The sequence below is a fragment of the Bradyrhizobium sp. BR 1432 genome (genome assembly GCF_051547705.1).
Taxonomy (GTDB): Bacteria; Pseudomonadota; Alphaproteobacteria; order Rhizobiales; family Xanthobacteraceae; genus Bradyrhizobium; species Bradyrhizobium zhanjiangense.
In genome coordinates this window covers 1,321,652-1,334,376 of the sequence record NZ_JBPUGF010000003.1, presented here as the reverse complement: position 1 = coordinate 1,334,376, position 12,725 = coordinate 1,321,652, and the positions used below count along the sequence as shown (strand labels likewise).

The 12,725-nt window shown below is 63.7% G+C and carries 13 protein-coding genes, 2 tRNA genes and 1 pseudogene; 12 read left to right on the top strand and 4 right to left on the bottom strand.

The window, feature by feature from the left end; translation table 11 throughout:
* Positions 1-425: 425 nt before the first annotated feature.
* Complete coding sequence (locus tag ACSKB8_RS06495) at positions 426-893, bottom strand: nuclear transport factor 2 family protein (protein ID WP_438103304.1); 468 nt, start codon at positions 891-893, stop codon at positions 426-428.
* An 816-nt stretch (positions 894-1,709) separates the two neighbouring features.
* Positions 1,710-1,784, bottom strand: a tRNA-Thr gene (locus ACSKB8_RS06490).
* A gap of 326 nt (positions 1,785-2,110) precedes the next feature.
* Here ACSKB8_RS06490 and ACSKB8_RS06485 point away from each other — a divergent pair.
* The 12 genes and pseudogenes from ACSKB8_RS06485 (at position 2,111) to ACSKB8_RS06430 (ending at position 10,836) form a co-directional block, all read left to right on the top strand.
* A complete protein-coding gene (locus ACSKB8_RS06485; RefSeq protein ID WP_438110437.1) occupies positions 2,111-2,299 on the top strand; it encodes a hypothetical protein in 189 nt (62 codons plus the stop codon).
* Positions 2,300-2,324: 25 nt separating this feature from the next.
* Positions 2,325-4,031, top strand: a complete 1,707-nt coding sequence (locus ACSKB8_RS06480) for an FAD-dependent oxidoreductase (protein ID WP_438110435.1) — start codon at positions 2,325-2,327, stop codon at positions 4,029-4,031.
* A 126-nt stretch (positions 4,032-4,157) separates the two neighbouring features.
* On the top strand, positions 4,158-4,466 hold the full coding sequence (locus tag ACSKB8_RS06475; protein WP_438103302.1) for an EthD family reductase: 309 nt from the start codon (positions 4,158-4,160) through the stop codon (positions 4,464-4,466).
* A gap of 313 nt (positions 4,467-4,779) precedes the next feature.
* Positions 4,780-5,289 (top strand): hypothetical protein, encoded by a 510-nt coding sequence (locus ACSKB8_RS06470; protein WP_091895184.1) that lies wholly within the window; start codon positions 4,780-4,782, stop codon positions 5,287-5,289.
* A 130-nt stretch (positions 5,290-5,419) separates the two neighbouring features.
* Entirely contained in the window at positions 5,420-6,244 is an 825-nt protein-coding gene (locus ACSKB8_RS06465) for an alpha/beta fold hydrolase (RefSeq protein WP_438103300.1), read from the top strand.
* A gap of 268 nt (positions 6,245-6,512) precedes the next feature.
* A complete protein-coding gene (locus tag ACSKB8_RS06460; protein WP_438103298.1) occupies positions 6,513-6,962 on the top strand; it encodes a DUF2948 family protein in 450 nt (149 codons plus the stop codon).
* Between the two features lie 262 nt (positions 6,963-7,224).
* Positions 7,225-8,521 (top strand): annotated as a pseudogene (hisD, locus tag ACSKB8_RS06455) (histidinol dehydrogenase).
* Entirely contained in the window at positions 8,518-9,015 is a 498-nt protein-coding gene (locus tag ACSKB8_RS06450) for a UPF0262 family protein (RefSeq protein ID WP_091895172.1), read from the top strand. Before hisD ends, ACSKB8_RS06450 begins: the two are co-directional and overlap by 4 nt.
* A gap of 6 nt (positions 9,016-9,021) precedes the next feature.
* The gene (locus ACSKB8_RS06445; protein WP_128942888.1) at positions 9,022-9,489 is read left to right on the top strand and encodes a low molecular weight phosphatase family protein; all 468 of its coding nucleotides are present in this window, start codon (positions 9,022-9,024) and stop codon (positions 9,487-9,489) included.
* A 156-nt stretch (positions 9,490-9,645) separates the two neighbouring features.
* Complete coding sequence (locus tag ACSKB8_RS06440) at positions 9,646-10,275, top strand: Maf-like protein (RefSeq protein ID WP_370989174.1); 630 nt, start codon at positions 9,646-9,648, stop codon at positions 10,273-10,275.
* Positions 10,276-10,393: 118 nt separating this feature from the next.
* Positions 10,394-10,576 carry a DNA gyrase inhibitor YacG gene (gene yacG / locus ACSKB8_RS06435; protein ID WP_130215572.1) on the top strand — a complete coding sequence of 61 codons (183 nt, stop codon included), beginning with the start codon at positions 10,394-10,396 and terminating at the stop codon, positions 10,574-10,576.
* 184 nt (positions 10,577-10,760) lie between these two features.
* A tRNA-Phe gene (locus ACSKB8_RS06430) sits at positions 10,761-10,836 on the top strand.
* Positions 10,837-10,913: 77 nt separating this feature from the next.
* Here the strand turns inward: ACSKB8_RS06430 and eno are convergent.
* Complete coding sequence (eno, locus tag ACSKB8_RS06425) at positions 10,914-12,170, bottom strand: phosphopyruvate hydratase (RefSeq protein WP_438103295.1); 1,257 nt, start codon at positions 12,168-12,170, stop codon at positions 10,914-10,916.
* Positions 12,171-12,196: 26 nt separating this feature from the next.
* Entirely contained in the window at positions 12,197-12,622 is a 426-nt protein-coding gene (locus ACSKB8_RS06420) for a hypothetical protein (protein WP_438103293.1), read from the bottom strand.
* Positions 12,623-12,725: the final 103 nt, after the last annotated feature.

Genomic DNA, 12,725 nt, shown 5'->3' with positions numbered 1-12,725 from the left:
GCAATCCGGGGTCCGTCCCGCAGTGCAGGTGTCTCGGATTACGCTTCGCTCCATCCGGGCTACGCCACTCATCTCATCGCGCTTTAGACGTCACGACTTATCGTGCGCGTACTTCTCCAGAAGCAGCCGATTATATTCATCTCTCACGGCTCTCCGCGAGACATGCCCTTTTCGGTCTTTGGCAATCTTCAGAAGATCAGGATCAGTCGCTACCCGTGATTTCCGCCTAAATCTCGCAAGGAGTGGGGTCGCAGGCGCCAACGTCCTTCCCAAACAGCCGGTCAAACCATCCCATTGTGTCCTCCCGGACAGACCGCGGATTGTGACACTATCACCACGAATTTGGGAGGCAAACGGACAGTGCGACTGCATCTTTTCGAAAAGCTCGCGCCACATCGTCCGTAGCCCATTCGAAAAAATTTGGTTTATGGCTGAGGCGCAGGAATTGGAAGAATGCTCGTTATCTTCCAACCGTCACCCGTCTTCACCAGCACTTGATTCATCAGAAACCGTGTAGGCTGCGCAGTCTGCCCAGACGGTGAAATCATGAAGGTCACCGGCACGTAGAGTTGCGCGACTCCCGTCTGCAATTCGATCACCTTCAGTTCGTCCATCTTCGGGTCGAGGGACCAAGTGCCTTGATACAAGGCCTCGAAACGCTTGAGTGCTGCGTCGTGGCCCCAGATAGCCGCGCCACGCGTGATCCACAAAAACTGAGCCGAATCGTGCAAAAGCTCGCCAACCTCCTTGAGGTCGTGAGCGTTTTGTGCGGCGACAAATCTTGCAAAAAGAGCCTTCACTTCGTCCTCGCTGCCCGCGCGAACTACGTCAGCCGTAGTCAGTAGCGAGAATAAAACGAAGAAAGCAAAACGGCTTCGTGCGCGGAAGGTCATGATCGTCCTCCCTTGATGTCGCGGTGGAAATGATGCGCTCGCGGTTATCAGTTGCAACAAGAAATTACCCCAGCGAGGGTCCAAACACCACGTGATTTCAGGCGACATGGCCGTTCAGTAGAACTCCCGCTTCGAGTTCAATAGCTGATGTCGGTCGCGACGATTTTGTCCCGTCGGGCAACACACTCGCCTCCCGCAAAATCCCGTCAATCCCCCGCCACAAAAATATTCCACTTTACCGAAATTCGGAATTTCGGCATTCTCCCTGTCATCCCGGTCCGGGGAGAGGGACGATCGTACGTCGTAACGAAACGTGGACCGGGGTGCGGTGGACGCGGCAGCGTCGGGCACGCGAAGGTGGGGCCAGGGCGAGATGAACCTCGTGAGGTCCTTTCTGCGTGCGGACGGACGGCGCCTCTGGTCCGGCGGAGCCTTATGGGCGAAGCCGGATCGCTGCGTACGGCAAAACCATGTGGTCCTGACCGTCGTTGCTACGGTCAAGCCTTGCGGAGATGCTTCTGGGCTCAACCGGGTCGCGACGCATCGTCAATTCGCAAGGTGACGGAGGCCAGAAGGAACTCGGCTCCGGGGAGAGCAGGCATAAGCCGTCAAACCATCGCGCAGGGAAGGCCGGGTGTTTTCCGGCCCACCTGTTCTCCGCCTGCGCATTTGCGTGTGCAAATTCTTCGCGCAGCGGACCATGGGTGCCAGCCGGCACCCGGCCTTCCCTGCGCCCTCTTCACCGAAGAGGGGCACGGAATAGAGCAAAACTCGGGCACTTCACGCCGCGAGAACGCCTTGTCATGTGTGGAACACTGGTGCTGCCGGACAGGATTGAACTGTCGACCTCTCCCTTACCAAGGGAGTGCTCTACCACTGAGCTACGGCAGCAAATGCTGGCACAGAATCGGGCCGCGACTGGGCCCGCCAAGCGGGGCGATGGATGCCACAAGGCCCCCTCATGTGCAAGCTTGCCGGCCCCGCCAAATCGAGAAAATCGGCCCGCTGCCTGGCGGAGACGGCCTTTTTGCCCCGAAATGACCGATTTTGGACGATTTTGGTCCCAGTGCCGTCCCCAGCCAATTGGCCAGTTGGCTGTGCGGTCAGATTCGGCCCATTTTGAAGTTCGCACGATCGGATCGCGCGGGCCTCTTGAGCTGTCGTATTCCTTGGGCATGCTAAACCGCGACGCGGCCCCTTCTTGATGAGCCCGGATGATGATCGACGAGACCGATAAAGCCGCAGCACGCGGCCATGACGGACGACAGGACCGGCTGAAATCCGCCCTGCGCGAAAACCTGAAGCGGCGGAAGGTGCAGGCGCGCGAACGCGCCGCAATGGCCGAGCCCTCGCACAACGACGACGAGTCCCTGAATGAGGGGCCCGCCGGCAAGGCCGACGGCTAACATTTTGGAGTGCATGACAGTGGCAATGGGGCAGGACGGACAGCAACGAACCGATCGCGACGCGCTGATGTCGCGGTTCACCCGCCCCGAGCAGACCTTTCCGGCGCTGACGCCTGCCGAGATCGAACGTATCAGGCATTTCGGCGAGGTCCGCCGCTATGCCGACGGCGAGTTCCTGTTCGAGACTGGCAAGCCGGGACCCGGCATGTTCGTCGTGCTGAAGGGCCATGTCGCCATCACCCAGCGCGATGGCCTTGGCCATGTCACCCCGGTGATCGACCAGGGGCCGGGGCAATTTTTGGCCGAGCTCAGCCAGCTCTCGGGACAGCCGGCGCTGGTCGACGGCCGCGCAGAGGGCGATGTCGAGACGCTGCTGCTGGCGCCGGAGCGGCTGCGCGCGCTGCTGGTCGCCGAGGCCGAGCTTGGCGAGCGCATCATGCGGGCGCTGATCCTGCGCCGGGTCAATCTGATCCAGGGCGGCATCGGCGGTCCCGTGCTGATCGGTCCGTCGCATTCGGCCGGCGTGGTGCGCCTGCAGGGCTTTCTCACCCGCAACGGCCAGCCGCATCATCTGCTCGATCCCGAAAACGATCGCGATGCGGCCGAATTGATCGCGCGCTATTCGCCCAAGCCGGAGGACTGGCCGCTGGTCGTCGCCGCGAGCGGCGCGGTGCTGCGCAATCCCGATGAAACCGAGCTTGCGCGCGCCATCGGCATGATCGGCGGAGCAAAGGGTGACCGCATCTACGACGTTGCTGTCGTCGGCTGCGGACCGGCCGGGCTCGCTACCGCCGTGTATGCGGCGTCCGAAGGCTTGTCCGTCGCCGTGCTCGACACCCGCGCGTTCGGCGGCCAGGCCGGCGCCAGCGCGCGCATCGAAAACTATCTGGGCTTTCCGACCGGCATTTCCGGCCAGGCATTGACCGCGCGCGCCTTCACCCAGGCCCAGAAGTTCGGCGCCGACATCATGATTCCTGTGACGGTGAAGTCGCTCGACTGCACGCGCAAGGACGGCGCATTTTCGGTGGCACTCGACGGCGCCGATCCCTTGCGCTCACGCGCGGTGGTGGTCGCGAGCGGCGCGCGTTATCGCCGGCCGGAGATCGCGAACCTCGACAAGTTCGAGGGACGCGGCGTCTGGTACTGGGCCTCGCCGGTCGAGGCGCGGCTCTGCGCCGGCGAGGAGGTGGCGCTGGTCGGTGCCGGCAATTCGGCAGGCCAGGCCGCCGTGTTCCTGTCGGGTCATGCGAAGAAAGTCTTGATGATCATCCGTGGCGGCGGCTTGGGGGCCAGCATGTCGCGCTATCTCATCGAGCGCATCGAAGCGACGCCGAACATCGAATTGATGTTCAACACCGAGATCACGGCGCTCGAAGGCGATGAGGCCGCGCTGCTGCGGCGCATCCGCTGGAAGAGTCGCTTGTCGGGCGACGAGGACGCCGCCGATATCCGCAATCTCTTTTTGTTCGTCGGCGCGGATCCCGCAACCTCCTGGCTCGACGGCTGCGGCGTCACGCTCGATCGCGGCGGCTTCGTCGTGACAGGCGCGCAGTCCGAGCAGAACCAGGGCAAGCTGGTGGCGCCGCTCGAGACCTCGGTGCCCGGCGTCTACGCCGTCGGCGACGTCCGCTCCGGCTCGGTCAAGCGCGTCGGCGGCGCTATCGGCGAAGGCGCGCAGGTCGTGGCCTCCTTGCACGGCTATCTCGGCGACGCCGCAAAACCGGCGCTTTAGGCAAGGACAAGACAAGGGAATGGCAAGACGAATGTGGCTTGCCATCGCGCCGCTTGGTGCAGACTATCCCCTCGTCGCGAGGCGTATTGCTCGTGGAACGAACAAAAGATTCATTGGGAGGACTAAATGGCTGAAATCGTCGTGCTCTACAAAACGCCCAAGGATGCTGCTGCCTTCGACAAGTACTATGCCGAGACGCACATTCCACTCGCGAAGAAACTTCCCGGCCTGAAGAAATACGCCGTCAGCAAGGGACCGGTCAGCTCCCCCACTGGGCCTTCCGGAATTCATCTCGTCGCCGTTCTCACCTTTGACAGCGTGGCCGACATCCAGGCCGCATTCGGCAGCCCGGAAGGCAAGGCGACCGGCGCTGACGTGCCGAAATTCGCCAGCGGCGGTGCCGACCTCCTGATCTTCGACACCAAGGAAGTGTGAGCCGCGTCGCATCGGCCCGCCGATCGCGGGCCGATGTTGCAACGATCGATTGAAAGCTCGTAGCCCGGATGGAGCGAAGCGTAATCCGGGACAGCAGCATCTACAAGCGAGATCCCCGGATTTCGCTGCGCTCCATCCGGGCTACAAACTGCCGTCGTTCGTGACAGCGCTGCAAGAAATCGGAACATGCGTTTGTCAATTCGCACGATGACGCATGGCTGCGCGCACATGTGGGACACCAACGCACGTGACAATCCCATGAGGACCGTCATACTACTCTGATCGTCTCAATGCGGAGAGTAGGAGAGATGCCATGGTGCTTGGATTGAGCCTGCCCGCGCTTACACTGATCCATGTCATCATCAGCCTGATCGCCATCGCCGCCGGCCTCGTCGTGATGTTCGGCCTGCTCGGCTCGAAGTCGATGCCCGGCCTCACCGCGATCTTCCTGCTGTTCACGATCCTCACCAGCGCAACCGGCTTCCTGTTTCCCTTCAAAGAGCTGCTGCCCTCGCACATCATCGGTATCATCTCGCTGGTGCTGCTCGCGATCGCCTGCATCGCGCTCTACGGCATGAAGCTCCAAGGCGTCTGGCGCCCGGTCTACATCGTGACCGCGATGGTCTCGCTCTACTTCAACGTCTTCGTGCTCGTGATCCAGTCGTTCCTGAAGGTGCCGGCGCTCGCCGCGCTTGCACCCGCCGTGCCGCCGGCGCCGCCGTCGGGGCCGGTCTTCGCCGTGGTGCAGGGCATCGTGCTGGTGTTCTTCGTGCTACTGACCATCGGCGCCTGGCGCCGCTTCAGGCCGATGGCGTTTGCCTGATCACACGATTCTCAACGTTCCCAGTTGACGCGATGCATCGCATTCGGAGTCTCGCGCAACTATCTGCGGATCATCGGCGCGTGCTTGTTCGCGCGTCGCGCAGATGATTTTCACCGAAAGAGAGCAATCCATGCCCACCATCACCACCAAAGACGGCGTCGAGATTTTCTACAAGGACTGGGGCTCGGGCCAGCCGATCGTGTTCAGCCACGGCTGGCCGCTCTCGGCCGACGACTGGGACGCGCAGATGTTGTACTTCGTCACGCACGGCTACCGGGTCATCGCCCATGACCGCCGCGGCCACGGCCGCTCGACGCAGGTCGCCGACGGCCATGACATGGATCACTACGCCGACGACCTTGCCGCGCTCACCGCGCATCTCGACCTCAAGAACGCCATTCATGTCGGCCACTCCACCGGCGGCGGCGAGGTCGTGCACTACATCGCGCGTCACGGCGAAAGCCGCGTCGCGAAGGCGGCGATCCTGTCCGCTGTGCCGCCGCTGATGGTGCAGACCCCTGCCAATCCCGGCGGCCTGCCGAAGAGCGTGTTCGACGGTCTCCAGGCGCAACTCGCCGCTAGCCGTACGCAATTCTATCGCGACCTCCCCGCGGGTCCTTTCTATGGCTACAACCGTCCCGGTGCCAAGCCGTCGGAGGCGGTGATCCAGAACTGGTGGCGCCAGGGCATGATGGGCGGCGCGAAAGCGCATTACGACGGCATCGTCGCGTTCTCGCAGACCGACTTCACCGAGGATTTGAAGAAGATCACGGTGCCGGTGCTGGTGATGCACGGCGATGACGATCAGATCGTGCCTTACGCCGATTCCGCGCCGCTGTCGGCCAAGCTGCTGAAGAAGGGCATCCTGAAAACGTACAAGGGCTTCCCGCACGGCATGCCGACCACGCACGCCGAGACCATCAACGCGGACCTCCTGGCCTTTTTCAAAGAGTGAGCTTCACGACTCTTACCCTCTCCCCTTGCGGGAGAGGGTGGCATAGGCGGCCTTCGGCCGCCGTCCTTAGAACGCCGATGCTTCGCATCGGCTATGGCGTAGCGGCGAGACGGGTGAGGGTTGCGTCGCCCGGGAGGGCTATCCGCTGAACGTGCTGGAGATGGGAGGATATCAATAGCCTCAAGTGTACGGGACAGTTAGCTTGCAGCGGAAATTTCGGCGCCCGCGCGCGTTGAGTCCTGTCCGCCCTGAAGGAGAAGCGCCGGCGATGTGTCCCCAACTCAAACTGATCGCACTCGATGCTGACGATCTCGCGGTGATCTCGACCCATGTCCAGGACGCCCGTGTCCAGGCCTCCGACATCATCTGGCGGCAGAGCGAGAAGCGGCTTGTCATCGGCATGAGCCGGCTGGACTGGGAGCAGACGCTGGAAGGCGAGGCCGAGCCGCGCCGGCTGGTTGCCGCGCTCCGCTTCGATCGCGTGCTTGCCTGCAAATCGCGCAACATCGACCTCGCCACGCCGGACGAGATCCTGGACCTCGTCGGCATCGAGTTTCACCCCCAGGACGGCCGCAGCGAGGAGCCCGGCGGCAGCGCCCTGCTTTTGTTCGCCCAGGGCGGCGCCATCCGCCTCGACGTCGAATGCCTGGAATGCGAGCTGACCGACCTCGGGGCGGACGCGCTGGGAACGGGACCAGGGATCGCGGGGGAGGGGTGAGGTGGCATGCCAAGGCCACGCAATCCGCTGTCGTCCTGGCGAAAGCCAGGACCCATAACCCCAAGGCTTCGTTGTTGAAACGAGATGTGGCCCAATTGCGCCTCCACACATCCGCTGGTGGTAATGGGTCCTGGCCGTCGCCAGGACGACGCCGGAGGGGAACGGCCGGGCCCAAGGGTTGACGCCGCTTCCCGGCCGCGCCATTGAGCAGGGGGGCGGGTGAGCCAATCCCCCCAAAAGACCAGCCAGAAGCCAAGCCAATATGCCCGTTCGTCTCGACCGCAGCAGCGCCGATTTTGACCAGCGATTCGCGGCCTTCCTCGCCGCCAAGCGCGAGGTCTCGGCCGACGTCGAGGCCGCCGCGCGCGCGATCGTCGACGATGTCGCCAGGCGGGGCGATGCAGCCCTGCTCGAGGCCACGGCAAAGTTCGAACCGGCTGACGCTGGATGCATCGGGGCTGCGCGTCACCGCCGCCGAGATCGAAGCCGCGACAAAGGCCTGCGATGCCGCGACGCTGGATGCGCTGAAGCTCGCGCGCGACCGCATCGAGACCTATCACCGCCGCCAACTCCCGGCGGACGAACGCTTTACCGACCCGCTCGGCGTCGAGCTCGGCTGGCGTTACACCGCGATCGAATCCGCCGGCCTCTACGTGCCCGGCGGTACCGCGGCCTATCCGTCCTCGGTGTTGATGAACGCCGTGCCTGCGAAGGTCGCCGGCGTTGCGCGGCTCGTCATGGTGGTGCCCTCGCCCGACGGCAAGCTCAATCCGCTGGTGCTGGCGGCGGCTTCGCTCGGCGGCGTCACCGAGATCTACCGGGTTGGCGGCGCCCAGGCCGTGGCCGCGCTCGCGCACGGCACCGCGACGATCGCGCCGGTCGCCAAGATCGTTGGCCCGGGCAACGCCTATGTCGCTGCCGCCAAGCGGCTGGTGTTCGGCAAGGTCGGCATCGACATGATCGCCGGTCCCTCCGAGGTGTTGGTGATCGCCGACGACACCGGCAATGCCGACTGGATCGCCGCGGACTTGCTGGCACAGGCCGAGCACGATGCCAGCGCGCAATCGATCCTGATCACCGATTCCGCGCGGCTTGCCGCCGACGTCGAGAAGGCGGTCGCAGCGCAGCTGAAGACGCTGCCGCGCGCCGCGATCGCAGTCGCCTCGTGGGCCGATTTCGGCGCCATCATCATGGTCAAGGATCTTGCTGACGCCATCCCGCTCGCGGACGCGATCGCCGCCGAACATCTCGAGATCATGACTGTTGATCCCGATGCGCTCGCCGCAAAGATCCGCAACGCCGGTGCGGTGTTCCTGGGGGCGCATACGCCGGAGGCGATCGGCGACTATGTCGGTGGCTCCAACCACGTGCTGCCGACTGCGCGTTCGGCGCGATTCTCCTCAGGGCTGTCGGTGCACGACTTCATGAAGCGCACCTCGATCCTGAAATGCGGCCCGGATCAGCTGCGTGCGCTGGGCCCGGCCGCGATGACGCTCGGCAAGGCGGAGGGGCTGGACGCCCATTCGCGCTCGATTGGATTGCGCCTCAATCTGTCATGACAAAGCCGCCCGAACAGGACGACTCCAACAATCGCATCGTCGGCGTCACGCTCGACGAGGACTCGATCGGCCGTTCCGGGCCTGACATCGAGCACGAGCGCGCGATCGCGATCTACGACCTGATCGAGCAGAATTTGTTCGCGCCCGACGGCGCCGACGGGCAGGGCCCGTTCACGCTGCATATCGGCATCACCGGCAACCGGTTGATGTTCGACATCCGCCGCGAGGACGGCACGCCTGTCGTCGCGCATCTGTTGTCGCTGACGCCGTTCCGGCGGATCGTGAAGGACTATTTCATGATCTGCGACAGCTACTATCAGGCGATCCGGACCGCGACGCCGGACAAGATCGAGGCCATCGACATGGGCCGCCGCGGCATCCATGATGAGGGATCGCGCACGCTCCAGGAGCGGCTGAAGGGCAAGGTGCGGGTCGACTTCGAGACCTCGCGCCGGCTGTTCACGCTCATTACCGTCCTGCATTGGAAAGGATAAAAGCGGATGGCTGCGCCCCCACGCGCACGCGATCCGCAATCGGTGCTGTTCGCCTGCGCGATGAACAGCGTGCGCTCGCCGATGGCTGAGAGCCTGTTGCAGCACATGTTTCCGCAGGGCCTCTACGTGAGGTCGGCCGGCACCAGGAAGGGCGACCTCGATCCGTTTGCGGTGTCCGTGATGGCCGAGCTCGGCCAGGACATCTCCGCCCATAGGCCGCAGACCTTCGAGGAGCTGGAGGACTGGGAGGGATTGAACTTCGACCTCATCATCACGCTGTCGCCGGAGGCGCACCACAGGGCACTGGAGCTGACCCGCACGCTCGCCGCCGACGTCGAATACTGGCCGACGCAGGATCCCACCACCATCGAAGGCAGCCGTGACCAGAAGCTCGCCGCCTATCGCGAGGTCTGCGATCAGCTCTTGATGCGCATCCGCCGGCGATTCGCAAAGGCGGGTGCGGCGAGCGGGTAGCATGCGGCGACCGTAACACCCGCGTCACAGAGCGCAGGCACACGCGTGTTGGCAACCTCGAATCACCAAACCTCCGGTTCCCGGGTTGTGAAACCGGCCCCCTTCCGATAGGTTCCGCGCGAAATTCACTCCCTGCTTCATCCCCCAAATCACCTGATGCTCGGCCGCCCCAAATTCGTACTTGCCTCCGGTTCGCCGCGACGCCTGTCGCTGCTCAACCAGGCCGGCATCGAGCCGGATGCGCTCCGGCCGGCCGACGTCGACGAGACGCCGAAGCGGGGCGAGCTGCCGCGCGCCTGCGCCAACCGCCTCGCCCGGGCCAAGGCCGATGCGGCGCTGAAATCGGTGCAGCTGGATGACGAGCTGCGCGGCGCCTTCATCCTCTCTGCCGACACCGTGGTGGCGGTCGGCCGCCGCATCCTGCCCAAGGCCAACCTCGTCGACGAAGCCGCGCAGTGCCTGCGGCTGCTGTCGGGCCGCAACCACCGGGTCTACACTGCGATCTGCCTCGTGACGCCGCGCGAGGCCTTCCGCCAGCGCCTGGTCGAGACCCGCGTCCGATTCAAGCGCCTCTCGGAAGACGACATCCAGGCCTATATCGGCTCCGGCGAATGGCGCGGCAAAGCCGGCGGCTATGCCGTGCAGGGCATCGCCGGCTCGTTCGTGGTCAAGATGGTCGGCTCCTACACCAACGTGGTCGGCCTGCCGCTGTACGAGACCACGGCCCTGCTCGGCGGCGAGGGCTTTCCGACCCGCTTCGGCTGGCTCAACGGCACCGCGGTGTGAGCACCACAGCGCCGCCGACAAAAAACGCGAAAACAACCCCATGCATGCGCCCTCGCCCGAGGAACTCGTTTGCCGGCCGGCGCTTGACCTGCCTCACCTCGTGTAAGCTGCTCCGACCATGAACGATCACGTCAAAACGCCCGCCGCCCCCCTCAAGACCTGCCCGATCTGCGGCAAGCCGCAGTCAGAGGCCACCCGCCCGTTCTGCTCCTCGCGCTGCCGCGACGTCGATTTGAACCGCTGGCTGAAAGGCTCCTACGTCATCCCCGGCCGCGACGACGAGACCGATGACGTGGAATAACAAGCGATATCAATGATTTGGTGAGCTCAAGAAGCGCCGCGTGCCAGCCGCGGCGAGCCCGCCCCACCTTGTGCACAGCCGGGCCACGCCCGGCGCAGCCTTCAGGCGAAGCCGGGTGGACAGGCCGCTTCTAGCCCACTATAAACCGCCCGCTCGATGGGCTTTGGCCCCTCTCTTGGAGCACGCCCAGGTAGCTCAGTTGGTAGAGCATGCGACTGAAAATCGCAGTGTCGGTGGTTCGATTCCGCCCCTGGGCACCACGATCTTCGTGCGGCTACCACGCCGAAATAGATGAATCGCAACTCGCGGACAGCTCCGTAGGTGCATTCGCTCCGCCTTAATGCGTCAGAAATGGGCTTTCGTAGACCGCCGCAGGGCCAAGTTCGCGCTCGATTTCGAGCAGGCGATTGTATTTTGCGAGCCGCTCGCTGCGGGACAGTGATCCAGCCTTGATCTGTCCACCGCCCATGGCAACCGCAAAGTCGGAAATGAACGTGTCCTCGGTCTCGCCCGATCTATGCGAGATTACGTAGCCCCAACCAGCATCGCGGCACATCTGCACCGCCTTCATGGTCTCGGTAACCGTGCCGATCTGGTTCAGCTTGATCAGAACCGCATTGGTCGCTCTGCTATCGATACCCTTCTGGATAAAACGAGGATTGGTGACGTAAAGATCGTCGCCGACGATCTGGATTCGGTCGCCGCAAGCGGCCATCTGCAGGCGGAATCCGTCCCAGTCATCCTCGGCGAATCCATCCTCGATCGAAACGATAGGATAAGCGTCTAACAGGCCGTTGTAGAGAGAAAGCAGCTCGTCTCGCGAGAGGGTCTTGTCACCGGATTTGGCGAAGACGTACTTGCCATCATTTGCAAAGGTGCTGGCTGCGGGATCGAAGGCAAGGGCAACGTCGGTGCCGGGCTGCAACCCCGTCTTGCGGATCGCTTCAACGATCAATTCGCAAGCCTCTTCGATAGTCCTCAAGTTGGGCGCAAACCCTCCCTCGTCGCCGACCGCAGTCGAGTGCCCCGCCTTGTGTAGGAGCTCGTGGAGCGCGTGGAAGGTCTCGGCCCCGTAGCGGACGGCTTCCGCAAAGTTTGGGGCGCCATGGGGCACTATCATGAATTCCTGGAAGTCGAGCGAATTCTGGGCATGCCGCCCGCCGTTGATGACGTTCATCATGGGGACGGGGAGCCTCGTTGCTGAGACGCCGCCCAGATAGCAGTAGAGCGGCACACCTGCCGCCGAAGCCGCGGCACGCGCGATGGCCATGGAGACACCAAGGATCGCATTCGCACCCAGCTTGATCTTGCTCTCGGTGCCGTCGAGCACGATCAATGCCGTGTCGATGGGCTCCTGGGGGCAGGCAGCCATCCCCATGAGGCGATCCCGAATGATCCCATTGACGTGAGAAACGGCCTTGAGCACGCCTTTGCCGCCGTACCGCGCCATATCGCCATCGCGCAGCTCCAGCGCTTCGTAGCGTCCAGTCGAGGCGCCGGACGGCACCGAAGCCGTGCCGGCGTGCCCATTGTCGAGCCTTGCCACGACGCGAAGCGTGGGATAGCCGCGCGAGTTCGAGAATTTCGAATGCATCGAGAGCTTGGATGGCCGGAAGCGGACTATTCATCTTTGTCTCCATGATCGACCGAACTCCAGGTGAGTGAAGAGTGCTCGGAATTGTCGGCGTGCATCGACCGCGAATTCGCTTCGGCCTGGTCGCGGGGCATCTCAAGCGACAGCGAGCGTTCGAGTGCCGCCTCCTGCGCGCGCAGCCAGTCGAACAGGTCGCTTCGCTGGCCGCCGAGGGGGCGCGCCCATCGCAAGTTCTTGAACGGCGTAGCCTCCGGTCCGGCCCACCAATACTCCTTCGTGACCATCAGCGACCAGCCGGGGCGACCTGACCGGGACAAGGTGAAGATCTCGATGACGATTCCATGTCTGGAGCTCGAAAAACTATGGCGCTCCCGCTCGAATTCGACACCATCATGCGTCCAGCGGGATCGTTTCATGCCCGGATTCGTGCTGGTTATGAGGAGGTCGAACATCCGGAAGAATGAGGGGCGTGCCAGGCTTCTCATGGCTCTGTGCCCCCATCTTGGTCCGCCTCGCTACGTGAGCAGACGACCATGGACGCGGAAAAAAGCACGC